This is a genomic window from Pedobacter nanyangensis, assembly GCF_003313505.1.
In the GTDB taxonomy this organism is placed as follows: Bacteria; Bacteroidota; Bacteroidia; order Sphingobacteriales; family Sphingobacteriaceae; genus Pedobacter; species Pedobacter nanyangensis.
Genome location: NZ_QMHO01000003.1, coordinates 281,576 through 308,370, shown reverse-complemented (window position 1 = coordinate 308,370; position 26,795 = coordinate 281,576). Strand labels below are relative to the sequence as shown.

The following is a 26,795-nucleotide window of genomic DNA, read 5'->3' as shown; positions in this document are numbered from 1 at the left end:
CTAAATCACGCTTTCTAATTCTTCTCTCTTTTTATAAATCTTGTTATGTATCACTTCGCCTTTGCTGAGTAATAATTGGTGCGTTAGGTTTTTCGGTAGTTGGTCATCGCTGTGCGATACATAAATCAAGGTTCTGTTGGTGGTGCACAAACCATCAATTAAGGTGTTAAATTGAAGGGTTTGGTGCGCATCTAAACCTTGGCAAGGTTCATCCAGTACCAACAACTCTGGATTTTTAATGACCGTTCTGGCCAATAAAACCAAGCGCTGTTTCCCCAAGGGCAGTTGCGCCAATAAATCATTTTTATTAGCAGTTAGTCCAAAGTACTCAATGAGTTCATCTACCTGTGTGCGTTTGTGCCAGCCAATTTCTTTGTACAGTCCAATGCTGTCGAAAAAGCCAGAGGCGATGCTTTGCCAAACGGTGGCATTAAAATCAAAATACCAATGTAATTCAGGGGAGATTAAACCAATGTGCTCTTTAATGTCCCAAATACTTTCGCCCGAGCCACGTTTGTTGCCGAAAAGATAAATCTCGTTGGCATAGGCCTGAGGATGGTCGCCATTGATCAAGCTTAACAAAGTTGATTTTCCTGATCCGTTATGACCTTGTAGCAGCCATTTTTCGCCTGCTTTAATTTCCCAGTCTACGTTTTTAAGCACCTGCTTTTCGCCATAGTTGATGTTTACACCTACCATTTTGATCAAGGTTTCACTGCTCGAAGGTGGCGCTTGATGTAAAAACTCAGGAATAGGTCGATCTTCAATGACAATTTCCTTTCTGCTACAGAAGGTGAAATGTTCCTCCAGTTGTCCGTCAACGATTTCAGCATACCTATTGATACAGGCTGGGATTTCGGTTTCATTGCTGATCAAGATCGTTTGTACACCATTGCTGGTGACTTCATCTAATAAGTTGTTCAGATTTTGACGGGATTGGATGTCTAAACCAGTGTAAGGTTGGTCTAGTAACAGCAACTGTGGTTTTAACCATAGGGCTTTTACCAGTTGCAGTTTTTTGTGTTCGCCACTCGATAGCTCGATCAATTGGGCGTTTTTAAGAGGTGCAAAACCAAGTGCTTCTAAAATAGGTTCTGCTTGGGGCAAGTTCAAATGATTTTCCTTAGCGTAATGGGCCAACTCGGCATTCACGGTTAAGGTATCTTGAACTTGTTGTGCGTTGTAGCGTTGTTGGTAGTAGAAATTGGCTACGCCTTCTACATTTTTAAATTGATACCATTGGGCAATGTACTGGCAGACGGGCCTGGCACTGCTTTGTTTATCAAAACTGACGACAATCTCGTCGGTGCTTTTTTCAATACCCGCAATGGCTTTCAATAGGGCTGTTTTACCACTGCCGCTAAGGCCAGTCAACAACCAGTTTTCTCCCGCCTGGATAGTCCATTCCAAATCCCTTAACACCGCTTTGTTGCCGTATTTTAAATTGAGGTTGGAGATTTGAACTATTGAAGTACTCATTATGTTTACTTTATAATCATTGATGCAAAGAGCTTGTGTAACAGGCCCTGAAATAAATTCAGGGTGACGCTAGGGGCTCGTCATGCTGAATTTATTTCAGCATCAGCTTTATCTAAGTATATTATAGCAGTTAATAAAATTTAAAAACTTTGTTTTTCTCAAATTCTTCAATCAAATCTGTTTGACTGCGAACAAAATCAATATCATCGTAACCGTTAATCAAGCATGATTTTTTGTAGGGATTGATCTCAAAACTTTCTTGAGCACCAGTAGCCTCGATGGTTACCGTTTGTTCTTCTAAGTTTACCGTCAACGTAGCTTTTGGATCTTTAGCTACTTGCGCAAAAATGGCCGCTAAAAATTCGTCACTCACTTGGATTGGTAATAAGCCGTTGTTTAGGGCATTTCCTTTGAAAATATCTGCAAAGAAACTGCTAATCACTACATCAAAGCCAGCATCTTGAATGGCCCAAGCCGCATGCTCACGGCTACTGCCACAACCGAAGTTTTTGCCAGCTACCAATATCTTGCCGCTGTAAGTAGGATCGTTTAGCACGAAATCTGCTTTAGGGGTATTATCACCATTATAACGCCAATCGCGGAAAAGGTTTTCCCCAAAGCCTTCACGGGTAGTGGCTTTTAAAAACCTTGCCGGGATGATCTGGTCGGTATCAATGTTCTCAATCGATAAGGGCACTACCGATGAGCTTAATGTTTCAAATTTTTTCATTTATATAGTTTTCTCGTTTTTTGGTTGGTTTGTTGTTTGGATTTACAACTTATCACCTAAAACTTATTACTTTTTAATCGCTTTTATCCTTAATCTTTTATAGTCTGCGGTCCACTCGCCATCTTTAAAATAGTTAGGCTTTAGGATGCTTACCGCTAAATCTGTTACTGCTTTGGCTTCTTCCTCGTTCAGGTTTACAAAGGCATGCTGTGCAAACTGATTGATCCACTTTAACATGCCGTCTTCACCAACTAATGCGGTTGGTCTATCAAACAACCACATTTGTTCTGTTTCGAAACCTGCGGATTCTAACAGCGTTGCGTAATGGCTAATGGAAGGGAAAAACCAGAAGTTTGAAATGATCCTGTGCTCCAATTGCAGTTGTTTGGCGGCAGTGTCAATGGCATCAACAATAGATTTAATATTCCCCTTACCTCCAAATTCGGCCACTAAACGCCCACCATGTTTTAAACTTTTATAAATGCCGCGCAATAGTCCTCTTTGGTTTTCTATCCAGTGGAAGGTGGCATTGCTAAATACGGCATCAAACTCTCTACTATAATCCAGTTGAGCGGCATCTTTTTGCTCAAATGAAATGCTAGGATAGGTCTGCTTGGCCAGCTCAACCATTTCTGCAGAAGCATCAACTCCTAAAACAGTTGCTCCAGCCTCCTGAATTTTAGCGGCTAAATCACCAGTACCGCAACCCACGTCTAAAATATTTTCTCCCTCTTTTGCGTCAAGCCATTGCAAAACATCCGCCCCGTAATCAGATACGAAACGATGTTGCTCGTTGTAAAGCTTGCTGTCCCAATGTATTTCTGGCATAATGCTCGTTTTTTTTGTTTAATTGTTTCGTTATTGCGAGGCACGAAAGCAATCTTACAATGTTGGTAATTAAAAGGCATTTGCTTTAAGATTGCTTTGTCGTTCCTCCTCGCAATGACCGACCAACCTTAAACCTTCTTGCCTTTAAGCCTCCAATAACTCCCTTACATCTGTAATTTTACCTGTAACCGCCGCTGCTGCTGCTGTTAACGGGCTAGCCAGCATGGTTCTGGCATTTGGTCCCTGGCGGCCTTCAAAGTTTCTGTTCGAGGTAGAGACGCAATATTTCCCTGCTGGAATTTTATCTTCGTTCATTCCCAAACAAGCCGAGCAACCTGGTTCACGTAATTGAAAACCAGAGGCTTCAAAAACTTTGTCCAAACCTTCGGCAATGGCTTGAGCTTCTACTTGCTTTGAGCCTGGAACAATCCAAACTTCTACGTTATCGGCTTTCTGTTTGCCTTTCACAAACTCGGCCACGGCACGTAAATCCTCAATACGAGAATTGGTGCAACTACCAATGAAAACATAATCTACAGGTTTGCCCAATAAACTTTCGTCATCGGCAAAGCCCATATAATCCAAAGCTTTCTTATAAGATGCCTGTTCTGTTTCTGGTTGTGCAGCAGTTGCAGGAATATGATCGGCAATGCCAATACCCATTCCAGGGTTGGTGCCGTAGGTAATCATTGGTGCAATGTCAGCCGCATCATAAGTTAATACCGCATCAAATTTTGCATCCTCATCACTGTACAAGGTTTTCCAATAAGCTAGTGCTTTGTCCCATTCTTCGCCAGCAGGAGCAAATTTTCTGCCTTTTACATATTCAAAAGTAGTTTCATCTGGTGCAATTAAACCGCCACGGGCACCCATTTCGATACTCATGTTGCAAACGGTCATGCGGGCTTCCATACTTAATGAACGAATGGCCGAGCCTGCAAATTCTACAAAATAACCGGTACCACCAGCGGCAGAAATTTTAGAGATGATGTAAAGGATGATGTCTTTTGCGCCAACGCCTTTTCTCAGTTCACCATTTACCTCAATTTTCATGGTTTTAGGTTTCGATTGTTGCAAGCATTGCGTGGCAAAAACCTGCTCCACTTGTGAGGTGCCAATACCAAAAGCAATGGCCCCAAAAGCACCGTGGGTTGACGTATGGCTGTCGCCACAAACCATGGTTTTACCTGGTAGGGTAATGCCCAATTCAGGGCCAATTACGTGTACAATCCCTTGAAAAGGATGGCCCAAGCCATAAAGCTCTACGCCAAACTCTGCACAGTTTTTGGTCAGCATATCTACCTGATATCTGGAAAGCTCTTCCTTGATGGGTAAATGCTGGTTTAAAGTAGGCACGTTATGGTCGGCTGTAGCTACAGTTTGTTTCGGACGGAAAAGCCCGATGCCACGTTTTCTCAAGCCATCAAAGGCCTGAGGCGAAGTAACCTCGTGAATTAAATGCGTATCAATGTATAAAATATCAGGAAAGCCTTCTTCACGTTTCACTACGTGAGCGTCCCATATTTTTTCTACTAATGTTTTCGCCATCTTTTTATAAATTATTTTTAGTTAGTTTGTCAGTCTGAGCCCGTCGAAGACTTTTCCGTAAAATTAGAAAAGAATTCCTTCGACAAGCTCAGGACGACATTCTTTTTAATATTAAGCGGTCTTGATCGACTTCATGGCAGTCATTGCTTTACGCAATTTTCTACCTACAACCTCCACTTGGTGGTCGCGTAAAATCTCATTAATGGCTACCAGTTCAGCATTATCCACCGAACCATCTTTGCCCTCGTTAAAGTTTTTACCTACTAAATCAGTATCAACCGTTTTCATGAAATCAGCCAATAAAGGTTTACAAGCTTGGTCAAATAAGTAACAGCCGTACTCCGCAGTATCAGAAATTACACGGTTCATTTCAAACAATTTCTTGCGAGCAATGGTGTTTGCAATTAGTGGAGTTTCGTGCAACGATTCGTAATAAGCACTTTCTGGTTTAATACCCGCTTCCACCATGGTTTCAAAAGCCAATTCAACGCCCGCTCTTACAAAAGCCACCATCAAAGTATAGTTGTCAAAGTACTCTTGCTCGCCAATTTTAACGTCACCAGCAGGTGTTTTTTCGAAAGCAGTTTCACCCGTTTCAGCTCTCCATTTCAATAGGTTAGCATCGCCATTAGCCCAGTCGGCCATCATGGTGCTGCTAAATTCGCCGCTCATAATGTCATCTTGGTGCTTTTGGAACAACGGACGCATAATATCTTTCAGCTCCTCCGAAATTTTAAAGGCTTTGATTTTAGCTACATTGCTCAAACGGTCCATCATACCACTTACACCACCATGTTTCAAGGCTTCGGTAATCACCTCAACACCGTATTGTACCAGTTTAGAAGCATAACCAGCGTCAATTCCTTTTTCCACCATTTTATCGAAAGAAAGGATAGAACCAGTTTGCAATAAACCACACAAAATCGTTTGCTCGCCCATCAAGTCAGATTTAACCTCGGCCACAAAAGATGATTTCAACACACCCGCTCTATGACCACCCGTGCCTACGCAGTAAGCCTTAGCTTGTGCCAAACCTTTACCTTCAGGATCGTTTTCAGGGTGAACGGCAATTAAGGTAGGAACACCAAAACCTCTTAAATACTCGGCTCTAACCTCAGAACCTGGGCATTTAGGAGCCACCATAATTACGGTGAGGTCTTTACGGATTTGCATTCCTTCCTCTACAATGTTAAAACCATGAGAGTAAGATAGGGTAGCACCCTGTTTCATCAACGGCATTACAGCACTTACTACAGCAGTGTGTTGTTTATCCGGGGTAAGGTTAATCACCACATCAGCAGTTGGGATCAATTCCTCATAAGTACCTACCTTGAAATTGTTATCCGTTGCATTTTTCCAGCTATCTCTTTTTTGCTCGATAGCTTCCTTGCGCAACGCATAAGATACATCCAAACCGCTGTCTCTTAGGTTTAAACCTTGGTTTAAGCCCTGAGCGCCACAACCTACAACTACCAGCTTTTTACCTTTTAATGCATTTACGCCATCCAAAAACTCGTCGTTTTCCATGAAATCGCATACGCCCAATTGGTTCAATTTTTCTCTAAGTGGTAATGTGTTAAAATAATTTGCCATTGTTCTATTTAGTTTTTTAGTGATTACACAGATTTTGTGATTATCTGCGATGAGCTCGCAAGCTCGGTTACACTGATTTATTGTTTACGTTTTAATTTTTTTCCTTCGGTTTGATTACACAGATTTTGTGATTTCACCGATAATTATACTATTGGTCTTTATTCTTTGCTCTTTAATCCTTGCGCTATTTTCTTGTAAAGCATGGTTCTGTGCGCTTCGGTTAAGGTAGTCCCGCTTTTCGCTCTAATCTTTTTGGCTTTCTGTCATTCGCTCCTTTTTCGTCATTGCGAGGAGGAACCACGTGGCAATCTTTTCTCGCTAGATCACCAAAAAGTATTTCCGCTTCAATCGGGTTTAGTTAACTTCAGTCCGTAAGCCCGAAAAGTCCGCAAGATATGGTACTCAATCGTCCTAACTTTCGGTCTTTTCCAACTTCCCGACGATTTACATCGTAAAAATCTTATCGCCCTTATCCAGAAACTCGTTTTCTACACGCTCTTCCCCGGGTTCCTCAGCCTCAAACTCTTTCAGTTTTTCGTGGAAACCAGCGCTATCTTTAATGATGGCCACCCTTGCCGAGCGAACAAATTCAATCAGTTCATAAGGCTCAAGGGCTTTTACCAAAGCATCCGTTTCTTCCTTATGGCCAGTTACCGAGAAAACGGTATAATCTTTTCTAATCACTACCGCAGTAGCGCCATATTGTCTCAACAAACGCTCTACCGTTACTTTCTCGGTAATCTCTTCGGTGGATACCTTGTAAAGTGCCAGTTCCTGCCAAATCACTTCGCTATCCGTATTGAAGTACACTTTCAGCACCTCAACCTGTTTCTCAATCTGGCGTGCCAACTTTCTTACCACTTCATAACTTTCGTTAATTAAAATGGTAAAACGGTGTATGCCCGCAATCTCCGACGGAGACGTGTTTAAACTGTCGATGTTGATCTTTCTTTTCGAAAATATAATCGAGATACGGTTCAGTAAACCAACCCTGTCTTCGGCGTAAACAGTGATGGTGAAGTCCTGCTTACCTTCGTAATTGGCATCGCCAGGAATGTATTTTATGGTGTCGTTACTCATTGTTTCTGTGGATTAAGGATAAAGGAACAAGGATCAAAGACATGATGTCTATACTTTTAATCGTTGCTCTTTGATCCTTGTTCTTTGCTCTAATTATTTCAATCTAATTTCACTTACACTGCAACCTTGCGGTACCATCGGGAAAACGTTGTTTTCCTTGCCAACCATTACCTCTAAAAGGTATGAACCTTGGTGATTAATCATCGTCTCCAAAGCCTTTTTAAGTTCAGCTCTTTGGTCTACTTTACTCGCTTCGATGTAGTATGATTTAGCTAAAGCCACAAAATCAGGGCTGGTAATATTCACAAACGAATAGCGCTTATCGTGGAACAATTGCTGCCACTGGCGCACCATTCCCAAGAACTGGTTGTTTAAAATCAGGATTTTTACGGCTGCACCAAACTGCATAATGGTACCTAGTTCCTGTGGCGTCATTTGGAAACCACCATCACCGATAATGGCCACTACCGTACGCTCTGGAGCACCATATTTGGCACCAATAGCGGCAGGTAAACCAAAGCCCATGGTCCCTAAACCACCAGAAGTAACATTGCTACGTGTTTTGTTAAATTTAGCATAACGGCAAGCCACCATTTGGTGCTGACCAACATCCGTAACAATGACTGCATCGCCACCGGTAAGCTCGTTTAAGGTTCGTAAAACTTCGCCCATGGTCATTTCCTCACCCGCAGGGTATAATTCAGGTGTAATGACCTGGTCTATTTCCTGTTGATTATAATCTCTAAATTGTGCAACCCAAGCCTCATGTCTGTTTTGTTTAACCAGGTTGGTTAAAATTGGAAGTGTCTCTTTGCAGTCGCCCCAAACACCCACTTCGGCTTTAACGTTTTTATCAATTTCCGCAGGGTCAATATCCAAGTGAACAATTTTTGCCTGTTTCGCATATTTATCCAAACGGCCAGTTACACGGTCATCAAAACGCATTCCGATAGCGATAATGACATCCGCTTCGTTCGTTAAAACATTTGGCCCGTAATTGCCATGCATCCCCAACATCCCTACATTTAGCGGGTGGTCGGTTGGAATGGCGCCTTCGCCCATAATGGTCCAGGCCGCAGGAATCCCAGTTTTTTCGATAAATGCTTTAAATTCTTTTTCGGCATTGCCCAAAATCACCCCTTGCCCAAACAATACAAAAGGCTTTTGAGCGCTGTTAATTAATTTGGCGGCCTCCTCAATAAACTCAACCCTCACTTTTGGTTTAGGTCGGTAACTGCGGATATGGTTACATTTTACGTAAGCTTCAAACTCTTCAATTTGTAGCTGCGCATTTTTGGTAATGTCAATCAATACGGGACCTGGCCTGCCGCTTTTAGCAATGTAAAAAGCTTTCGCCAATACTTCAGGGATTTCCTTTGCATCGGTAATTTGGTAGTTCCATTTGGTTACCGGTGTAGTAATGTTAATCACATCAGTTTCCTGGAAAGCATCCGTTCCCAATAGGTGGGCAAATACCTGTCCAGTGATACAAACAATAGGCGTGCTATCAATTTGTGCATCAGCTAAACCAGTAACCAAGTTGGTTGCACCTGGGCCACTTGTGGCAAAAGCAACACCTACTTTGCCACTGGTGCGGGCATAACCCTGGGCAGCGTGAATACCACCTTGCTCATGGCGTACCAAAATATGTTCTAGCTTGTCTGCATAATCGTAAAGCGCATCGTAAATAGGCATAATTGCACCACCTGGATAGCCAAAAATGGTACTTACGCCTTCCTCAATAAGGGCATTCAACAACATTTGCGAACCCGAACCTTTAAAGGTAGGGGAGCTTGTGGTTGTCTTTTTCGTCTCTGTATCTTGTAAGGTTTCCATAATTCTATATTTTATGAATGGAAGTTTTCGGTTTAGGTTAATTGTTAGGCTTCGTCGGTTACACAACCTCCGGCAGCATCTGAAACGGTACGGGCATATTTAAATAATACGCCCTTGCTGACTTTCAGTTTAGGCTGCTGCCATTTCGCTCGGCGTTCAGCGATGACTTCGTCGCTAACCTGTAGCGTAATTTTATTATTTACCGCATCAATCACAATGATGTCATCGTCTTCTACTAGGCCAATTAAACCACCTTTGTAAGCTTCTGGTGTAATGTGGCCCACTACAAAACCATGCGTGCCCCCAGAGAAACGGCCATCGGTAATTAGGGCAACGCTTTTGCCTAAGCCGGCACCAATAATTAGCGAAGTGGGTTTTAACATTTCTGGCATACCTGGTGCACCCACAGGGCCTTCGTTTTTTATCACCACTACGTCACCTGGCTTAATTCGACCAGAGGCGATCCCAGCCACTAAATCTTGCTCACCATCGAAAACTCTTGCAGGGCCCTCGAATTTCTCGCCTTCCTTTCCAGAGATTTTGGCTACCGAACCTTTTTCTGCCAGGTTTCCGTACAAAATCTGTAAGTGACCAGTCGCTTTAACCGGGTTATCTAATTTTTGTATAATCGGTTGGTTATAGTCGATAATTGATTTTACATCTTTCAGGTTTTCTGCCACGGTTTTTCCAGTAACCGTTAAGCAATCGCCATGTAGCATGCCCTCATCCAGCATATATTTCATCACCGCAGGTGTTCCACCAAACTGATGTAAATCTTGCATTAGGAATTTACCACTAGGTTTAAAATCTGCCAATACAGGAGTGATGTCGCTCATGCGTTGGAAATCATCCTGTGAAACTTCAACGCCAATAGCCTTACCTATTGCGATAAAATGTAATACCGCATTCGTACTTCCGCCTAAAACGATAATGGTGCGGATGGCATTTTCAAAAGCCTTCCGGGTCATGATATCCGAAGGTTTGATGTCTTTTTCCAAAAGGATGCGGATATATTTACCTGCATCTAAACATTCGTTTTTCTTTTCTTCACTAATGGCTGGGTTAGAGGCCGAATAAGGTAAGCTCATCCCTAGTGCCTCAATGGCAGAAGCCATGGTATTAGCCGTGTACATTCCGCCGCAGGCACCAGCACCAGGGCAGGTATGTTTAATAATGCCTTGATAGTCTTCGTCTGATAAATTGCCACAGATTTTTTGGCCTAAAGCTTCAAAAGCAGAAACGATGTTTAATTCTTCACCTTTGTAATGGCCTGGTGCGATAGTTCCGCCGTATACCATAATAGAAGGGCGATCTAAACGAGCCATGGCCATAATGGCACCTGGCATATTCTTGTCACAACCCGGGATGGCAATTACACCATCATAGTATTGGCCACCACAAATGGTTTCGATACTGTCGGCAATGACATCGCGGCTTACCAACGAGTAGCGCATGCCTTCGGTGCCATTGCTCATGCCATCACTTACGCCAATGGTATTAAAAGTAAGACCCACTAAATCGTTGTTCCAGACCCCTTTTTTAACCACAGCGGCTAAGTCATTTAAGTGCATGTTACAAGTGTTGCCATCATAACCCATACTTGCAATGCCCACTTGAGCTTTGGCCATATCGGCATCAGTTAAACCAATTCCATAAAGCATCGCTTGTGCTGCGGGTTGTGTTGGATCTTGCGTAAAAGTCTTACTGTATTTATTTAATTCCATTTATATTGTTGTTTGTTCTGTTCAATTCAAAAAAAAACCGCCTCTTTTTGGGAGGCGGTTTCGCTATAGTATCTTTTTCATTATATACAACGATTGCCTTCCCTCTGGTGAGGAATAATGATAATGTTGTTAATAATGACTGTATTTAAACGCATGTGTGGTTTTTGTTTCAGCCAAACATACTAACAAATTATCAAGAAGAGAAATTAAATGATCACTTCGTAGTTCACTTTCTCCAGTACCAGGTTTTTATATGCTCTTTGCAAGGTAGCACCAATGCTATCCCTCCATCTTTGTCTATATACGACATCATCAACGGTGTGAATGCCTACTACTTCTACTGCGGTTCCGCAAAAAAAGGCGCCATCTGCTTCTCTTAAGAAATCCACTGTGATCTCTTTTTCAATCACTTCGATGTCTAACACCCGGCAAAGTTCCATCATGGTTGCTCTAGTGATGCCAGGTAAAATGTTTCCTTTGGCGGGCGTATAAAGTTTTCCTCCTTTTTCAATAAAGATATTTGCCCCGGGAGCCTCGGCTACATGGCCGCTGGCATCTAACAACAGGGCTTCGTCAAAACCTTTGTTTTTGGCATCTGAGGTAGCTAAAATGGAATTGACATAGTTGCCGCTGATTTTTGCTTCAATTTTTATGGATTTTGGATTTGGGCGCTCAAAAGGCGAGATGCACACTTTCAACTGTCTGTCGCCCAAGTAAGCTCCCCATTCCCATGCGCAAAGCATGATAGAGGTACGCACCGGGGCAACCAATGTCATTTGCGGCTCGCTAAAAACCAGCGGACGGATGTAGGCGTCTTTTAAATTATTCAGTTCGAGTAGGCGGTAAGTTTGTCTAATCAAGTCATTAATGTCCCAATTAAATGGAATGCCTGTTAGTTCGCAGGAGCGTTTTAGCCGCTCGAAATGCTCTCTGGCCTTGAAAATACGGGTGGCATTATGGGTTTTATAGGCCCTAATGCCCTCAAATGCTGCAAAGCCGTAGTGAAGCGATTGTCCATATAAATCGGTCTTGGCTTCGTTGGCCTTTACAAACTGGCCATTTAAATAAATTACCGTGTTCGAATTGTAATAATTCATTTTGCTATGTTTAAAAAAAGCGTCCCATTTTTTGAAGAAGGGGACGCTTTTTAGATGTTATATCAATATCTTATAAGAAACCCTTACTCTGGTATGAAAGTACCACATTAAGCAGCAGCACCTCGGTAATACCGCTGAGGAGGACAAGGCTATTTAAGCTGGTGAATTTCATTTTTTACTGGGCTAATTATTTTGTGCTTTTTTTATAAATACCAATTTAGTATTTGGTTCAAAAAATAGCAATAGACAAAATGAAAATATTTAATTTGAAATAAAATTCTATTTTTTTATTGTTTTGCAAATTTAAATTTTAAGAAATAAGCTTTTGTTCTCCTAAAACACTATAGAAAGTAGACCAAATATGGAATTGGTATTCGGTATAGATATTATGCTTGCATTGTAAATTTTAAGATTTTCTGCCTAAAAGTGAGAAATGTCAGAAAATGCTTGCAAATTTTGGCTGTGGATATTGATCAAATGGATGTTGTGTTTGAAGCAGTGTTAAAGCTTAGCTTTCATCTCCAGTTTTGCCCATTTGTTTCTTGATTTGTTTTACAGCTTTCCAAACGCTATCCTTGGCGTATTCTCCAAAATGACTAAGGTAATCGCCATTTGGAGCAATCACTACAAAGCTTCCACAAGGATAGTGCTGCTTAAAGAAAGTTTTTTCTACGATATGTTCAGGATCGTTAATCCAGGGCAATACAGACGAACCTGTGCTATCCATGTCATTGATGTTCTTGGTGACGTACAAAGGCTTTGTTTCGCATAATTTCCAAACACCTTTTTGTAGTTCCTCATGCCAAGCCCTTTTTGATGCGGGTGTAGCAGCACCGGAAGTGTTGCATGGATCTTTACCTGGATAGTAAATAAATACAGTAGGCGAAATTTCCGAAAGCTTTTTTCTAGTTTGCGACTCTATTGCTTTTTTAAATGCGGCATAGTCTGCAAGTTTTCCTTTTTCTTCTCTAAGAATGAGCTTTGTGTGGTTGATGGAGTCACCAGGCATTCGTAGAAATTTTCCTGTTTCTAATGTCTCATCAAATTTTTCCTTTGAAATTTCGTTATTGTCCGAACCAAAATATCTTAACGACTGGGCTTTTGTGTAAAAGCTTCCCATCATGATTAAGAGACTAAGCCATAGTTTTTTCATGAGCGTAATTATTCTGAACATGAAGATAATTATTCTTAATCAGAACGGGAAATGCTTATAAAATATCTATCTATCTATCAAAAAGCCTTAGATATTTAGCGGGTACCAACCTTTTCCACTCCGGATGTCTTTTCACGTAAGCAAAAACTAAAGGACATAAAGGAACCAGTGCATAAGCATTTTCTTCCAAATAGTTTAGCGTTTTTTCAATCAATGCGGTTGCTACTCCTCTTCCAGCTAGTGCTTCGGGGCTTTCGGTGTGGATGAGCTTGATGATTTTCTCGCTTTCTTCGTAATCGATAAATGCCGTGTGGCCATCTACGGTGAGCTCGAAACGTTGTTTCTCTTCATTTTTGAACAGAGGCAGGTGGATAAATTCTTCTTTCATGATCTTGGATTTTTAATGATATCAACGAAGTTAGAAAGAAATCACTACTTGAATATTGATATATGGTAATTAACACCAAAGCTGCCTGTGTATTTGCGCTTAAAGCTAAGTTTGTTGTTTAAAATGGCATATTTGTTTAACTTAGAGGTAAACAAACTAATCTTTATAGCTATGTATGACGGGCTAGATTCGACATTTACATTTTTTAATGAAGATTTATCTGTCGAAGAAAATAAGATCTTTAGCCATTTATATAACACCCATTCCAAGCAACTTAAAAGGTTTGTGCAGCGTTATGTACATAGCGAAACTATTGCCGAAGACATTGTTCAAGACCTATTTGTAAAAATTTGGAACAATAGAGCTCAATTGAGCCATATTGAGGCGCTTGAAGCCTATTTGTTCCGTATGGCTAAAAATGCTTCATTAGATTGCCTGAAAAAAATAAAACGGATAGAGCTGATGCCGGATGAAATGATCCGAGAATTTAAGAACTATCACCAGGGGATAGAGGCCTTGGCTCACGAAAAAGAGTATTTTGTGTTTTTGAAACAGCAGCTGGCAAAGCTCCCAGAAACTTCGCAGAAAGTATTTTATATGTGCAGGCAAGAGGGAAAAAGCTATGAAGAGGTGTCCAAGGAACTAAATATCTCTAAAAACACGGTTAAACACCACATGGTAGCCACCGTAAAGAAACTCAAAAAAAACGTTCTGGAAAAACTAAGGATACACAATAATCTCAAAATAGTACTCTTCATTTTTATGGATAGATTTTTACCCTAACAGGGCTTCATATCGTTATAGATAAATAGGTTTACATTTTATGCAATCTCAATTTTATACAAGACTGGTTAAGGGGTATGTTGATAAAACGCTAACAAAGGAAGAATTGGCGGTTTTTTTTGACTTGTTATCCAAGGGCGAACTCGAATCTTATCTAAATGAAGATATGGATAGGGCCATTAAGGAGAAAGTTGCGTTAAAAAAAACTGGCAGCAATTGGAGCCTTTTGAAATATGCGGCGATATTGTTGTTGTTGGGTTTTGCCGGATACTATTTTATACCTGGCGGCGTAAAAACGAATGAAGGGACGTTGGCAGTATTGCCGGGATATAAACATGCTGTACTGCGTATGGCTGATGGGGCGGAGATTTTATTGGACACCAATCATCGCGAAGAAATTTTAACCCAAAGTGGCATTGTGCTATCAGCCAAAAGTGGGGAAGGATTGGTTTACGATTTGACCAAGCTGAACATCGCACAAAAGGAAAATTTAACCAACCAGTACAGCACTTTAGAAACTCCAAAAGGCGGAACGTATCAGTTAATGCTTTCTGATGGGACAAAGGTATGGCTCAATTCGGCTTCTAAGTTGAAATTTCCCTTATTGTTTAGCGGCAATACCAGATCAGTTGAAATTGAGGGCGAAGTATATTTTGAAGTTGCACATCGTAAAATGACACCTTTTGTGGTGAAATCAAGAGACCAAGAGATTAAAGTATTGGGAACGGTATTCAATATCAATGCTTATGCCAATGAAAGCCTTGTTAAAACCACTTTGGTTGAAGGTTCCATAGCTATCAGTACAGGTGCGGTTAGCAAGGTGATTTTGCCAGGGCAGGAGGCCCAGGTGGGTAAGCATACCATTAATGTTAAGCAGGTGGATGTTGCGCAGGCGGTAGCCTGGAAAAATGGCTATTTCAAATTCGATAAACTGACGGTAAGTGAGATCATGCGACAGGTGGAACGTTGGTACGATGTAGAAGTGGTTTACGACAGTGCCTTCAGGGATGAGCTGTTTGTAGGTAAGATACAGCGATCTGCCGGTATCGCAGAACTGATCTCTATTTTTAACGAAGGCGGTTTAAAAGTTACCTTGAAAGACAGGAAACTACGCGTTACCAATGGTAAATAACTAAAATTTAAAAAACTGTTACCCTATTTAATGCTATAGTCGTCATTTAGATACATAGCCTTATTGGTGCCTAGGCCACTTAAGGAGGTGAGTTAATCAACTTTCAAACTATTATCTAAAACAACCAAACACTATGCATTTAAATTTAGATGTAGGATGCTTTTTTGTGTCCGAACGGTATCGGAAAATCTTTTTATTGATGAAACTGGTCGTAGCGCTATTGATCTTTAGCTTTTTGCATGCCAGTGCAAAAACTTTTTCGCAAACCGTAACCTTATCCGCGAAAAATATCTCCATAGAGAAAGTCCTGGGCGAAGTGGAAAAGCAAACCGGCTATAATCTTTTTTACAAATATAGCGAGAAGCTGATGGGCAAAACCATAGATGTGGAATTCCACAAAACGGCGCTGCCCGCAGTACTTAACGAAGTTTTGTTAAAAAATGGCCTATCCTATAAATTAAAGAACAAGACCATTGTTATTATCTACGACAGGCAGCTGGGACAAGCTGCTCCCGCTGAAGTGATCCATCAAAATAACGAGGTGCCAGGTACGGTAGTAGACAGGACTACTAAGCTGCCCTTGATAGGCGCTTCTGTAAAGATCAAGGGAACTAACTTGGGAACCACCACAGACCAACAGGGGAAATTTCTCCTAAAAAATGTAAAACCTGAGGATGTTATCCAAGTATTCTTTATAGGCTATAAACAGCAAGAGCTGATGCTGGGAAATGCCACTAGGTTGGATATTGCGCTAGAGGAAGATATGGCCAATTTAGACGCAATAGTGGTGACAGGCTACACCGTACAGAAAAAGCGGGAAATTACGGGGTCCATTTCCTCTGTTAAGGCTTCGGATATTGCCGGGGCAATGTCCACCAGTATTGATGGCGCCATGCAGGGACGCATGGCCGGGGTAAACATCCAGTCCCGTGTGGGCATACCCGGTGCTGCAATCAAAGTTGAGATTAGGGGGCAGGGCTCTATCTCTGCCGGTACCGAACCCTTGTATATCGTTGACGGATTAATTGTGAACACTGAAAACTCCTCGAGCACCGTTTCCAGCAATCCATTGGCCAATATCAATCCAGAAGATATTCAATCTATCGAAGTTTTAAAAGATGCAGCAGCGGCTTCCGTTTATGGGGCACAGGCGGCAAACGGCGTAGTTTTAATTACCACAAAAAAAGGTAAGCAAGGAAAACCAAGTGTTGAATTAAGTTACAGGGGAGGCGGTGTAAAGCCCATCAATTTGCTGGATATGATGAATTCTCAGCAATATCTTAATGCCAGGTACGAAGCCATCAAAAATTACAATCCAACATTTACCGATGCACAGGTTTGGAATCAGGTGCTGACCCAATCTCAGCTACCTACTACCTACACCGCACAGGATATTGCCGCTTTAAAAACTTATGATTGGCAACGGGCAGCCTACACCGACGGAAAAACCGGAAAATATGATTTGGCCATATCCGGAGGGACCGAGAAAAGTAATTATCGGTTTTCTGGCAGCTGGGAAGATACCGAAGGAAGTATTATCGGTTCTGATTTTTCACGTGGTACAGTTAATTTGAATTATGCCAACAAGCTCACCAGCAGAATAGAGGTTTTGTCAAGCATCAATCTTTCTGCCATAAAGCAACATGGCCCCTTGGGCTCGGCCGGAACAACTACCCAGTTTTCGGCGCCCAGTTATGCAAATCCAATGATTTTGCCTTTTCTTCCCATCTATAATGAAGATGGCTCTTACAATATGAGCTATACCGGATTTCCGGGAACTTTTACCAGAAACACCCTGCACTCAACTGAATTAAACGAATCGTTAGAGAAAAACAATAGCTTGTTTGGAAATCTACAGGTGAAATACAGGATTTTAGACCACCTGTCTCTTAAAGGTTTAGTGGGCTTGGATTATCGGGACATATCCGCCCGTCAGTATTACGATCCGAGGAGTATTGACGGTTACCAAAGAAAAGGCATTTTAACCGAGTATCAGTTCAAGCCCATTACGTTTACTACTTCATACGTTTTACAGTTCGATCCGCAGTTAAAAGGCAAGCATCAATTAAATACACTTTTGGGGGTAGAATACAGGTCTTTCGAAAATCAGAGCAGTAATGTTACCGGTGAGGGATTTCCAAACCACCTGTTCCAGCAAATGGCCTCGGCGGCTACCATTACTTCTGCTTCCTCTTCTTGGACTGGTTTTAAAAGGTTGGGAAGCTTTTTTCAGGCCAACTACAACTATGATAGTAAATATATGGCATCAGGTATTATTCGCTACGATGGTTCTTCGAGGTTTGGCTCGGGCACTAAATTTGGTTGGTTCCCTGCAATTTCATTGGGCTGGGATATCTCCAGGGAAGATTTTATCGCCAATAAATCATTAATCAACCAATTGAAGCTGCGCATTGGCTATGGTGAAACCGGTAACGACCAAATAGGTAATTTCGATTCTCGATCGTTGTACGGTGGCGGAGTTTCTTACAATGGGCAAGCAGGTATCAGGGCTAATACACTGGGAAATTCTAAATTAAGATGGGAGCGTAACGTAACCTTAAACCTTGGCTTGGATTATACCCTGTTTAGGAACAAGGTATTTGGGGCTGTTGAAGCGTATAGCCGTAAAAGTACAGACCTCTTGTTGAGCAAACCGGTGGCCTGGGCCGGAGGTTATAATGACATTTACCAAAACCTGGGCGAAGTGGTTAACCAAGGTTTGGAGTTTGAGGTTGGAAGCAATTGGATCAGTTCCAAAAACTTCAAATGGACTTCCACCTTTAACATCTCTTTCCAGCGCAATGAAGTTAAAAAATTGTATGATCACTTAACAGAACTGCCAGGGGACAATACCGTTAGGGTAGGATATTCGCTGCGAACTTTTGTATTGCCGCAGTATGCAGGCGTAAATGCTGCTACGGGCCGTGCCGTTTGGTACGATAAAACAGGAAACTACACCTATAACCCAGGGGCAATGCAAACCTCGGACTATGCGCCTTATGGTTTCCCCAATGAACTGCCAGACTTTTTTGGAGGCCTAAACAATACGTTCGATTATAAAGGGTTTTCATTGGGCGTGTTTTTTCAATATGATTATGGCCGTACGGTTTACGATAACATGGGAAGAACAATGTCCAGAAAGGGCGACTCGCAAATCAATAGCATGCTCCTGTATTACAACAATCGTTGGACACACGAAGGCCAGATTACTTCAGTGCCGCGGCCTATAGACAATGCAGCGGAAAGAAACAGCGCCAGAGGCGATTTGGCCTCTACCAGATATTTGCAGGATGGTTCATACATCAGGCTAAAAAATATCAACCTCGCTTATACGGTTCCACAAAAATGGAGCTCTAAACTAAAAGTAAGAAGCGCAAAATTGTTTGTGCAGGGAAATAACCTCTACACATGGACAAAATTTACAGGTTACGATCCGGAGTTTTATGTAGTAGGCAGTAACACCAACTCCAACACAGGGGTAATACCCGTTACAAAATCCTATTACTTTGGCATTCAGTTGGGCTTTTAATTAAAAATGATAATCATGAAATTTAGATATTATATTGTTTTCATCGCATTGAGCTTGTTTTCCAGCGCCTGCGAAAAGTTATTGGAAATTGATCCAAAACAGTCGATAGATTCCTCTATGGCATTAACCTCAAAAGAAGGGATTGAGGCCGCCCTGGTATCGGTTTACTCACGACTTCAAAATTATACCCTTTACGGGAGAGACTACCTGGCGCTATCCGAAGCGCTTTCGGATAACGCCAAGCACACCGCAAATGCCTCCCACTTGGCCAACGAAAGTACCAATGGCAGAAACGCCCATTTTGCAAGCTGGCAAATAGCCTATTACGCCATTAACCAAACCAACCTGATACTTGATGCACTGAATGCCCAGAATTTTGAAACTAATTGGAAGGCAAATACACTGGGACAAGCCTACTTTTTAAGGGCTTTGTGCTATCATGATCTAATGCGTGCCTATGCTTATGATCCCACGGCAGTCATCAACCAATATAATTACGGTGGAGTACCTTTGATGTTGGTAGGTGTAGATGATGTCACCAAGATATCTTCATTGGCCAGGCCAAGTATTGATGCGGTTTACAATCAGATTTACGACGACTTGAACAAAGCGCATCAAAATCTATCGATATCAAATAGTACTACGATCCATCGGGTAACTAAGGCTGCGGTAAGTGCATTGTTTTCGAGGGTAGCTTTATACAAAGGTGATTATCCTAAGGCGGTAGAAATGTCCAACAGGACGATTTCCGAAACTACCGCCATATTTTCTACTACGGCTAATTTTTTGGCAGACTGGCGTAAGGACGTTCATCCCGAATCAATTTTTGAACTGAAGTTCAACGTTTCTGAAAACGTGGGCTCTGATAGGTCATTGAGATCTACCTACACTTCCAGAGCAACCTATGATGGGACGGTTTTTACCATTCAGGCGGTTTTGGCGGTTGATCCAACTTTTTATGCACTTTATCAAACGGCTGACGTTAGGAGAGGATTGATCAGGAATGGTGTGGGAAAAAATGCACCCTTTTTGGAAATGTATAAGTTCATCTCCAAAAATGGCACCTTGGGCCTGGATAATGTGCCTATCCTACGACTTTCCGAAGTTTACCTTAACCGAGCAGAGGCTTACTATAAAATGGGCCCGGCGGAGTACGGTAACGCATTGGCCGATGTAAACAAGATCAGAAATCGTGCAGGCCTGGCTTCGGTTAATTTAACTGATGTCGCACTTTTAGAGGAAATACTTTTGCAGAGACGCCTAGAACTCGCTTTTGAGGGACATCGATGGTTTGACTTGAAGCGCAATGGAATGGATGTAAATAAGCCCACAGGAAATTTGCTGTTTACGGATTACAGGATGCTGGCGCCAATCCCAATTAGAGAGGTAAACGCCAGTGAAGGGGCATTAAAGCAAAATTTTAACTATTAAGAAGATGATGAAAAGAAATATATTTTACCTGTTTGCCCTAATCATGGCTTTAGGGCTAAGCGCTTGTCAGAAAGATTTTAACGAGCGATATCTAATTACCGATAATAGCCTCGAATTTGAAGATGCGGTTACTACAACTTTTGCCGTTGGAAAAGATTACCCAATTGTAACCAGAACGGTTAATCCTGGTAACGCCGAAGTATCTTTTCAGGTTAATTTGATGGGGCTGCAACCTACAGAGAACCAAAACTTGCAGTTTAGGATCGTAGATGGTGAAACTACCGCAGTGGAGGGCAGGGATTTTGCAATTGCTAACGGAAAAGTATTTACCATAAATGCAGGCAGTAGCAAGGGGAACATTAAAATTCAATCTTTGCCTACCGGCGTGGGCACCACATTGCTCGTGCTGGAATTGGTGGGCAATGATAAGGTTAAGGTTTCGAAAAACTATAGGCGGGTGGGCGTAAGATGTGTTTATCCCTAAAGGATTAAGGCTTCGAAAAATCAATAACGGCCGCAGTTAATTCCAACAAAAAAGCCCCGCATGTGCGGGGCTTTTTTGTTATTCAAACGGCTAGCCTAAGCTACAACAGCTTCAGCTAAAACGATAATTTTATTATCCAGTACTTCTACCACACCGCCTTTGATGTTGTAGATATTTTCGCCTGCTGTTTCCTTTACAATCACTGGACCATCTTCTAAAGTAGAAATGATCGGAGCGTGGTCTTTCAAGATTTGAAAAGAGCCGGAAGTTCCGGGAACGGTAACCGCGGTTACTTCGCCTTCGAAAACTTTCTTATCTGGAGTTAATATTTCTAAGTTCATTACGTTGTAAGTTATAAGTTTTAGGTTATAAATTCAGAACCCAAACTTGATGATTGTAAGTAGCGAGTTTTAAACTTACTACTTACAACTTATTACTTTTAACTTTAGTTAGCTTCTGTCAATAATTTTTTGCCTTTTTCAATAGCATCTTCAATGCTACCTACCAAGTTAAATGCAGCTTCTGGATACTCATCAACTTCGCCATCCATGATCATGTTAAAGCCTTTGATGGTATCTTTAATGTCTACCAATACGCCTTGCAAGCCAGTGAACTGTTCTGCTACGTGGAAAGGTTGCGACAAGAAACGCTGAACACGACGAGCTCTGTGTACGGTTAATTTATCTTCTTCAGATAACTCGTCCATACCTAAAATCGCAATGATATCTTGTAATTCTTTATAACGTTGCAGGATCTCTTTTACACGTTGAGCAGTGTTGTAGTGCTCATCTCCTAAAACTGCTGGAGAAAGGATACGTGAAGTAGAGTCTAGTGGGTCTACCGCAGGGTAAATACCAAGCTCAGAGATTTTACGAGAAAGTACTGTAGTTGCGTCTAAGTGGGCAAAAGTTGTTGCCGGTGCCGGGTCAGTTAAGTCATCCGCAGGTACGTAAACCGCTTGTACAGATGTAATTGAGCCACGTTTGGTTGAAGTGATGCGCTCCTGCATTAAACCCATCTCGGTTGCTAGGGTTGGTTGGTAACCTACCGCTGATGGCATACGGCCTAATAGTGCCGATACCTCAGAACCTGCTTGGGTAAAACGGAAGATATTGTCAACGAAGAAAAGGATATCTTTTCCAGCGCCTTCGCCATCGCCATCACGGAAATATTCAGCCACAGTTAAACCCGATAAGGCTACACGAGCACGTGCACCAGGAGGCTCGTTCATTTGACCGAATACCAATGTTGCTTTTGATTCTTTTAATTTTTCAGTATCAACCTTGTCCAAATCCCATCCGCCTTTTTCCATCGAGTGTAAAAACTCGTCGCCATAGTTGATTACGCCAGACTCGATAAACTCACGCAATAAGTCGTTACCCTCACGAGTACGCTCACCTACACCCGCAAATACTGACAAACCAGCATAAGCTTTAGCGATGTTGTTTACCAACTCCATGATTAATACGGTTTTGCCTACACCCGCACCACCAAACAATCCAATTTTACCACCTTTTGCGTAAGGCTCTAATAAGTCGATAACTTTGATACCCGTGAAAAGTACCTCGGTTTCGGTAGAAAGCTCATCAAATTTAGGAGGGGCATTGTGGATGGGCTTACCTGCAGAATTATCTAAAGTGTTAATTCCGTCGATAGCTTCACCAACTACGTTAAATAAACGACCTTTGATCTCATCGCCTACAGGCATTTTGATAGGTGCACCAGTATCAACCGCATCCATTCCGCGTACTAAACCATCGGTTGAGTCCATTGCAATGGCACGTACACGATCTTCACCAAGGTGTTGCTGAACCTCTAGAACGATTTTTTGACCATTTTCTTTTTTAATCTCTAAAGCAGAGAAAATTTTAGGTAAAGTGGCATCGTTAACAAAGCTCACGTCAACTACCGGACCTATAATTTGCGCTATCTTTCCAATATTAGGCATATTTTGTATTTGGTAAAATTATAAAAATCAAAATGTTAAAGGCGTTTTTGTGCGCCTGCTTTTCGGATGGCAAAGTTATTAAATTTTAATGTAAATTTTATATAGAAATAAAATGTTTTTCAACAGTTTAATAAATGATAATTTAGCCGATATGAAAACAGTATTGGTTACAGGTAGTAACGGCCTTTTAGGGCAGAAAATAACCGAAAAAGTTTTAGCAGATGGTGTGGTGAATCTGGTGGCCACCAATAGAGGAGAAAATAAATATCCGATTAAAGACGGCTATGTGTACGAGCAGCTGGATGTTTTGGATGCAGGACAAGCGGAAGCTGTTTTGAAAAAGCATAGGCCCCATGTACTTATACATACTGCCGCCATGACCAATGTGGACATTTGCCACCAACAGAACGAGGCCTGTTGGAACCTCAATGTAAAAGCTACGGCTACTTTGGCTTCGCTTTGCGAAAAAATGGGCATACACTTTATATATGTATCTACCGATTTTGTTTTCGATGGGTTGAACGGTCCTTATCAGGAACTTGATGAGCCAAAGCCGCTAAGCTTTTACGGGAAAAGTAAATTGGAAGCCGAGCAGATTACGCAGCAAATGAGCGGCGACTGGACTATTATCAGAACTATTTTGGTTTATGGCATACTGAAGGATATGAGCCGAAGCAATATAGTACTTTGGGCCAAGGGCGCTTTAGAAAAAGGAAACCAGGTTAAGGTGGTGAACGACCAATGGCGTATGCCTACCCTGGCGGAAGATTTGGCCGAAGCCTGCCTGTTGGCCGTTAAGTATGGCGCAAAAGGGATTTACCACATTTCAGGGGGAGAAATGATGACGATTGCGGAACTGGTGCGAAAAGTTGCCGATTTCTGGAGCCTGGATAAGTCGCTAATTACCGAGATAAGTTCCAACAGTTTAGGACAGGAAGCCAAGCGCCCCCAAAAAACTGGTTTTATTTTAGACAAAGCCATGACCGATTTGAACTACCAACCGCATAGTTTTGAGGAGGGGTTGGCTTTGGTGCGCAAACAGTTGGGATAGAGGAACCATTGGCTAGTGCAACAATACGCTAATCAGCCAATCATCGAATTAAATAAATTATCAAATTATAAATATATGTCATTACAAGTAGGGGCCCAGGCTCCAGATTTTAAATTAAAGGATACAACGCTAAAAGAAGTTTCTTTGGGCGATTTTAAAGGTAAAAAAGTAGTGCTTCACTTTTTCCCTTTGGCTTTTACAGGGGTTTGCACCACGCAGCTTTGCACCATGAGAGATAACTTTGGTTATTACGATGGTTTAAACGCACAAGTTTTAGGCGTTTCGGTTGATTCGCCATTTACCTTGGCTAAGTTTAAGGAAGAACAAGCTTACCAGTTCCCTTTGCTGTCGGATTTTAACAAGGAAACGGCGGCAGCCTACGGTGCCTTGTATGAAGACTTTTTAGGTTTAAAAGGCATCGCTAAGCGCTCGGCTTTTGTGATTGACGAAGAAGGTAAGGTGATTTATGCCGAGGTTTTGGAAGATGCAGGCAACCTGCCAGATTTTGCAGCCATTAACAAAGTGGTTGCAGGATAAGCGTTCCCAAAACCGGCATCCTTACGGGGGCTGCTCAAACCTGGTAAGTTTTGAAAATTTACCAGGTTTGTTGAAGCGCAGCAAAAAGCATGGCCACTTCAATAGGGTTTAGCAAACGCTAACCAGGGCACGGTACCTGCAAACTAAACCCGATACGGGCGGATACCGGCCTGGTGGCTAAGGCCGGTGCAGTATGAGCCTGTAGCGGGACGAGCTTTAAATGGAGCAAATGCGTTGCTTTTCAGGTAATTAAATTTTGTGATTAGAATATTTGCAATAAAAATTGTGAATTTAAATTTGAAACATTACTTTTGCAGTCCCTTAGGGGGAAACGCATTCGTAGCTCAATTGGATAGAGCATCTGACTACGGATCAGAAGGTTTGGGGTTCGAATCCCTACGAGTGCACAAAAGGTAGAAGTTAACCGCTTCTGCCTTTTTTTGTTTACGAACTTTTCTGGTTTTCAATTGATAGTTTTTAAAGGGAAAGAGCCAAAAATTGAAAAAAATGACCGTGGAGCTAATATATATTTATATATTTGCAACCTCATAAAGAAATGGCTTAAGATGAGCCACTTCAATACAATAAATAGATTTCCTTTTAGGAGCGTAGTTAACTTAATTTGATGCTAAATTTAGTTCTTTTTGGCCCTCCAGGTGCAGGCAAAGGCACCCAATCTCAAAAGTTAATTGATAAATATCAGTTAGTACACATTTCGACAGGCGATTTATTTCGAGCCCACATCAAAAATCAAAGTCCACTGGGACAACAGGTTAGCAAATTAATTGCTGACGGCGAGTTAGTGCCAGATAGCATTACCATTGCCATGCTGGAAGAGGAAGTAGATAAAAATCCTGATGCAAAAGGATTTATTTTCGATGGTTTCCCGCGTACTGTTCCCCAAGCAGAGGAATTGGATAAGTTTTTGGTAGCTAAGGGAGAGAAGATCAACGGTGTAATAGCCTTGGATGTAGACCAGGATGAATTGACCCGCCGTATTGCCGAGCGACACAAAATTAGTGGCAGACCCGATGATGATGCTGAAAAGCTGAAAAAACGCATCGATGAATATTTTAACAAAACCATCCATGTATTGCCATATTACCAAGCTCAGGATAAACTAGTAAAGGTTAATGGTATTGGTGAAATAGAAGTGATTTTCAATAGCCTTTGCGAAGTAATTGACCAGTATTAAGGTTTAAGAATTGGTTAATTCGATAATTAGCTAATCAGGAATAAAGCATCCGTATAAAATACATTGGTTATTTTTGCGGATGTTTGTTTTTTTAGTTTAACCCCTAAATGAAAAATTAATTGCCTAAACCATCATAATATGTTAAGTGTGGTGTAAAGCAATTGTGGCCATTTGGCAGTTGTAATCTGTAAATCAAAAATCGTAAATCTCCATGTCTCAAGGTTCCAATTTTGTTGATTATGTAAAAATCTGTTGCCGCTCAGGAAAAGGCGGTGCTGGTTCAGCACATTTGCATCGTGATAAGCATACGGCTACCGGCGGGCCTGATGGTGGGGACGGTGGCCGTGGTGGGCACATTATCCTAAAGGGCAACACGCAGTTTTGGACGCTTCTGCACTTGAAGTATCGTAAGCACATTATTGCTGAGGATGGCGGTGCAGGAGGTAGTGGGCACAAATTTGGAAAACAGGGCAAAGACGAGGTTTTGGAGGTGCCATTGGGCACCATTGCCCGCAATGCCGAAACCGGCGAGGTGCTTTTTGAAATTACGGAAGATGGAGAGACTAAAGTTTTAACCGCGGGCGGCCGTGGGGGATTGGGCAATGCCCACTTTAAATCGGCCACGTTACAAACGCCACGTTTTGCACAGCCTGGCGAGGCGGGAAAAGAAGAATGGGTGGTGTTGGAGCTTAAAGTATTGGCCGATGTTGGTTTGGTGGGCTTCCCCAATGCGGGAAAATCTACCTTGCTTTCGGTGTTGTCTGCAGCGAAACCTGAGATTGCTGATTATCCATTTACCACCTTGGTCCCTAATTTGGGGATTGTTTCTTATCGTGATTCCAAGTCCTTTATCATGGCTGATATTCCGGGAATTATCGAAGGTGCATCTAAAGGAAAGGGCCTAGGTTTTAGATTTTTAAGGCACATAGAGCGTAATTCTGTACTACTGTTTATGGTTCCGGCTGATACCAGCAGAACGATTGCCGAAGAGTACCAGATATTGAAGAACGAATTGCAGGAATTTAATCCAGAGCTGATGCAGAAACCTCATCTGTTGGCTGTAACCAAATCGGATATGCTTGATGAGGAGTTAAAAGCAGAGATGGAAAAGGAACTGCCTAAAATTCCCCATATTTTTATTTCGTCGGTGGCCCAGCAGGGCTTGGTAGAATTAAAGGATTTACTGTGGAAAGCCATTAACGCTCCAGTGGGAAACGACTAGGTTTTACGATAACCGTATCAAGCAAAA

General features: G+C 41.9%; 22 protein-coding genes and 1 tRNA gene. 10 read left to right on the top strand and 13 right to left on the bottom strand.

Translation table 11 applies throughout. The features are described 5' to 3' along the window. The 11 genes from DUT71_RS07325 to DUT71_RS07275 form a co-directional block, all read right to left on the bottom strand. A complete protein-coding gene (locus DUT71_RS07325; RefSeq protein ID WP_205313878.1) occupies positions 1-1,479 on the bottom strand; it encodes an ATP-binding cassette domain-containing protein in 1,479 nt (492 codons plus the stop codon). A gap of 130 nt (positions 1,480-1,609) precedes the next feature. Continuing rightward, complete coding sequence (leuD, locus tag DUT71_RS07320) at positions 1,610-2,209, bottom strand: 3-isopropylmalate dehydratase small subunit (protein ID WP_113661884.1); 600 nt, start codon at positions 2,207-2,209, stop codon at positions 1,610-1,612. Between the two features lie 66 nt (positions 2,210-2,275). Continuing rightward, positions 2,276-3,037 carry a class I SAM-dependent methyltransferase gene (locus tag DUT71_RS07315; protein ID WP_113661883.1) on the bottom strand — a complete coding sequence of 254 codons (762 nt, stop codon included), beginning with the start codon at positions 3,035-3,037 and terminating at the stop codon, positions 2,276-2,278. Positions 3,038-3,181: 144 nt separating this feature from the next. After that, a complete protein-coding gene (leuC, locus tag DUT71_RS07310; protein ID WP_113661882.1) occupies positions 3,182-4,585 on the bottom strand; it encodes a 3-isopropylmalate dehydratase large subunit in 1,404 nt (467 codons plus the stop codon). Positions 4,586-4,696: 111 nt separating this feature from the next. Beyond that, positions 4,697-6,178, bottom strand: coding sequence for a ketol-acid reductoisomerase (gene ilvC, locus DUT71_RS07305; protein WP_113661881.1), 1,482 nt, complete (start codon positions 6,176-6,178; stop codon positions 4,697-4,699). 444 nt (positions 6,179-6,622) lie between these two features. Continuing rightward, on the bottom strand, positions 6,623-7,258 hold the full coding sequence (ilvN, locus tag DUT71_RS07300) for an acetolactate synthase small subunit (protein ID WP_113661880.1): 636 nt from the start codon (positions 7,256-7,258) through the stop codon (positions 6,623-6,625). A 93-nt stretch (positions 7,259-7,351) separates the two neighbouring features. Then, positions 7,352-9,094, bottom strand: coding sequence for a biosynthetic-type acetolactate synthase large subunit (gene ilvB / locus DUT71_RS07295; RefSeq protein WP_113661879.1), 1,743 nt, complete (start codon positions 9,092-9,094; stop codon positions 7,352-7,354). A 44-nt stretch (positions 9,095-9,138) separates the two neighbouring features. Next, a complete protein-coding gene (gene ilvD, locus DUT71_RS07290) occupies positions 9,139-10,818 on the bottom strand; it encodes a dihydroxy-acid dehydratase (RefSeq protein WP_113661878.1) in 1,680 nt (559 codons plus the stop codon). A 206-nt stretch (positions 10,819-11,024) separates the two neighbouring features. Beyond that, positions 11,025-11,915 (bottom strand): branched-chain amino acid transaminase, encoded by an 891-nt coding sequence (locus DUT71_RS07285; protein ID WP_113661877.1) that lies wholly within the window; start codon positions 11,913-11,915, stop codon positions 11,025-11,027. Positions 11,916-12,423: 508 nt separating this feature from the next. Continuing rightward, positions 12,424-13,068: a hypothetical protein gene (locus DUT71_RS07280; protein WP_162795969.1), complete on the bottom strand. Its 645-nt coding sequence runs from the start codon at positions 13,066-13,068 to the stop codon at positions 12,424-12,426. A 70-nt stretch (positions 13,069-13,138) separates the two neighbouring features. Continuing rightward, positions 13,139-13,456, bottom strand: a complete 318-nt coding sequence (locus DUT71_RS07275) for a GNAT family N-acetyltransferase (RefSeq protein ID WP_113661875.1) — start codon at positions 13,454-13,456, stop codon at positions 13,139-13,141. A gap of 171 nt (positions 13,457-13,627) precedes the next feature. Between DUT71_RS07275 and DUT71_RS07270 the strand changes: the two genes are divergently transcribed. The 5 genes from DUT71_RS07270 to DUT71_RS07250 all read left to right on the top strand — a co-directional run bounded on the left by DUT71_RS07270 (position 13,628) and on the right by DUT71_RS07250 (position 20,815). Then, the gene (locus DUT71_RS07270) at positions 13,628-14,239 is read left to right on the top strand and encodes an RNA polymerase sigma factor (RefSeq protein ID WP_162795968.1); all 612 of its coding nucleotides are present in this window, start codon (positions 13,628-13,630) and stop codon (positions 14,237-14,239) included. 40 nt (positions 14,240-14,279) lie between these two features. Further along, positions 14,280-15,371 (top strand): FecR family protein, encoded by a 1,092-nt coding sequence (locus DUT71_RS07265; RefSeq protein ID WP_113661873.1) that lies wholly within the window; start codon positions 14,280-14,282, stop codon positions 15,369-15,371. A 199-nt stretch (positions 15,372-15,570) separates the two neighbouring features. After that, the gene (locus DUT71_RS07260; RefSeq protein ID WP_162795967.1) at positions 15,571-18,900 is read left to right on the top strand and encodes a SusC/RagA family TonB-linked outer membrane protein; all 3,330 of its coding nucleotides are present in this window, start codon (positions 15,571-15,573) and stop codon (positions 18,898-18,900) included. Between the two features lie 15 nt (positions 18,901-18,915). Further along, positions 18,916-20,331, top strand: coding sequence for a RagB/SusD family nutrient uptake outer membrane protein (locus DUT71_RS07255; protein WP_162795966.1), 1,416 nt, complete (start codon positions 18,916-18,918; stop codon positions 20,329-20,331). 4 nt (positions 20,332-20,335) lie between these two features. Beyond that, positions 20,336-20,815 carry a hypothetical protein gene (locus DUT71_RS07250; protein WP_162795965.1) on the top strand — a complete coding sequence of 160 codons (480 nt, stop codon included), beginning with the start codon at positions 20,336-20,338 and terminating at the stop codon, positions 20,813-20,815. A 95-nt stretch (positions 20,816-20,910) separates the two neighbouring features. Here the strand turns inward: DUT71_RS07250 and atpC are convergent, their stop codons facing one another. Then, on the bottom strand, positions 20,911-21,156 hold the full coding sequence (gene atpC, locus DUT71_RS07245) for an ATP synthase F1 subunit epsilon (protein ID WP_113661869.1): 246 nt from the start codon (positions 21,154-21,156) through the stop codon (positions 20,911-20,913). Positions 21,157-21,260: 104 nt separating this feature from the next. Next, a complete protein-coding gene (gene atpD / locus DUT71_RS07240) occupies positions 21,261-22,763 on the bottom strand; it encodes a F0F1 ATP synthase subunit beta (RefSeq protein ID WP_113661868.1) in 1,503 nt (500 codons plus the stop codon). Positions 22,764-22,914: 151 nt separating this feature from the next. Between atpD and DUT71_RS07235 the strand changes: the two genes are divergently transcribed. The 5 genes from DUT71_RS07235 (at position 22,915) to obgE (ending at position 26,768) form a co-directional block, all read left to right on the top strand. Then, positions 22,915-23,814 (top strand): SDR family oxidoreductase, encoded by a 900-nt coding sequence (locus DUT71_RS07235; protein WP_113662130.1) that lies wholly within the window; start codon positions 22,915-22,917, stop codon positions 23,812-23,814. Between the two features lie 75 nt (positions 23,815-23,889). Then, the gene (locus tag DUT71_RS07230) at positions 23,890-24,351 is read left to right on the top strand and encodes a redoxin domain-containing protein (protein ID WP_113661867.1); all 462 of its coding nucleotides are present in this window, start codon (positions 23,890-23,892) and stop codon (positions 24,349-24,351) included. Between the two features lie 333 nt (positions 24,352-24,684). Continuing rightward, positions 24,685-24,758, top strand: a tRNA-Arg gene (locus tag DUT71_RS07225). A 218-nt stretch (positions 24,759-24,976) separates the two neighbouring features. Further along, the gene (locus tag DUT71_RS07220; RefSeq protein WP_113661866.1) at positions 24,977-25,546 is read left to right on the top strand and encodes an adenylate kinase; all 570 of its coding nucleotides are present in this window, start codon (positions 24,977-24,979) and stop codon (positions 25,544-25,546) included. Positions 25,547-25,757: 211 nt separating this feature from the next. Further along, a complete protein-coding gene (gene obgE / locus DUT71_RS07215; RefSeq protein WP_113661865.1) occupies positions 25,758-26,768 on the top strand; it encodes a GTPase ObgE in 1,011 nt (336 codons plus the stop codon). Positions 26,769-26,795 lie beyond the last annotated feature (27 nt).

Coding starts and splice junctions, on each gene's coding strand:
- DUT71_RS07325 (WP_205313878.1), bottom strand. CDS start 1,479: ATGAGTACTTCAATAGTTCAAATCTCCAACCTCAATTTAAAATACGGC.
- leuD (WP_113661884.1), bottom strand. CDS start 2,209: ATGAAAAAATTTGAAACATTAAGCTCATCGGTAGTGCCCTTATCGATT.
- DUT71_RS07315 (WP_113661883.1), bottom strand. CDS start 3,037: ATGCCAGAAATACATTGGGACAGCAAGCTTTACAACGAGCAACATCGT.
- leuC (WP_113661882.1), bottom strand. CDS start 4,585: ATGGCGAAAACATTAGTAGAAAAAATATGGGACGCTCACGTAGTGAAA.
- ilvC (WP_113661881.1), bottom strand. CDS start 6,178: ATGGCAAATTATTTTAACACATTACCACTTAGAGAAAAATTGAACCAA.
- ilvN (WP_113661880.1), bottom strand. CDS start 7,258: ATGAGTAACGACACCATAAAATACATTCCTGGCGATGCCAATTACGAA.
- ilvB (WP_113661879.1), bottom strand. CDS start 9,094: ATGGAAACCTTACAAGATACAGAGACGAAAAAGACAACCACAAGCTCC.
- ilvD (WP_113661878.1), bottom strand. CDS start 10,818: ATGGAATTAAATAAATACAGTAAGACTTTTACGCAAGATCCAACACAA.
- DUT71_RS07285 (WP_113661877.1), bottom strand. CDS start 11,915: ATGAATTATTACAATTCGAACACGGTAATTTATTTAAATGGCCAGTTT.
- DUT71_RS07280 (WP_162795969.1), bottom strand. CDS start 13,068: ATGAAAAAACTATGGCTTAGTCTCTTAATCATGATGGGAAGCTTTTAC.
- DUT71_RS07275 (WP_113661875.1), bottom strand. CDS start 13,456: ATGAAAGAAGAATTTATCCACCTGCCTCTGTTCAAAAATGAAGAGAAA.
- DUT71_RS07270 (WP_162795968.1), top strand. CDS start 13,628: ATGTATGACGGGCTAGATTCGACATTTACATTTTTTAATGAAGATTTA.
- DUT71_RS07265 (WP_113661873.1), top strand. CDS start 14,280: ATGCAATCTCAATTTTATACAAGACTGGTTAAGGGGTATGTTGATAAA.
- DUT71_RS07260 (WP_162795967.1), top strand. CDS start 15,571: ATGAAACTGGTCGTAGCGCTATTGATCTTTAGCTTTTTGCATGCCAGT.
- DUT71_RS07255 (WP_162795966.1), top strand. CDS start 18,916: ATGAAATTTAGATATTATATTGTTTTCATCGCATTGAGCTTGTTTTCC.
- DUT71_RS07250 (WP_162795965.1), top strand. CDS start 20,336: ATGATGAAAAGAAATATATTTTACCTGTTTGCCCTAATCATGGCTTTA.
- atpC (WP_113661869.1), bottom strand. CDS start 21,156: ATGAACTTAGAAATATTAACTCCAGATAAGAAAGTTTTCGAAGGCGAA.
- atpD (WP_113661868.1), bottom strand. CDS start 22,763: ATGCCTAATATTGGAAAGATAGCGCAAATTATAGGTCCGGTAGTTGAC.
- DUT71_RS07235 (WP_113662130.1), top strand. CDS start 22,915: ATGAAAACAGTATTGGTTACAGGTAGTAACGGCCTTTTAGGGCAGAAA.
- DUT71_RS07230 (WP_113661867.1), top strand. CDS start 23,890: ATGTCATTACAAGTAGGGGCCCAGGCTCCAGATTTTAAATTAAAGGAT.
- DUT71_RS07220 (WP_113661866.1), top strand. CDS start 24,977: ATGCTAAATTTAGTTCTTTTTGGCCCTCCAGGTGCAGGCAAAGGCACC.
- obgE (WP_113661865.1), top strand. CDS start 25,758: ATGTCTCAAGGTTCCAATTTTGTTGATTATGTAAAAATCTGTTGCCGC.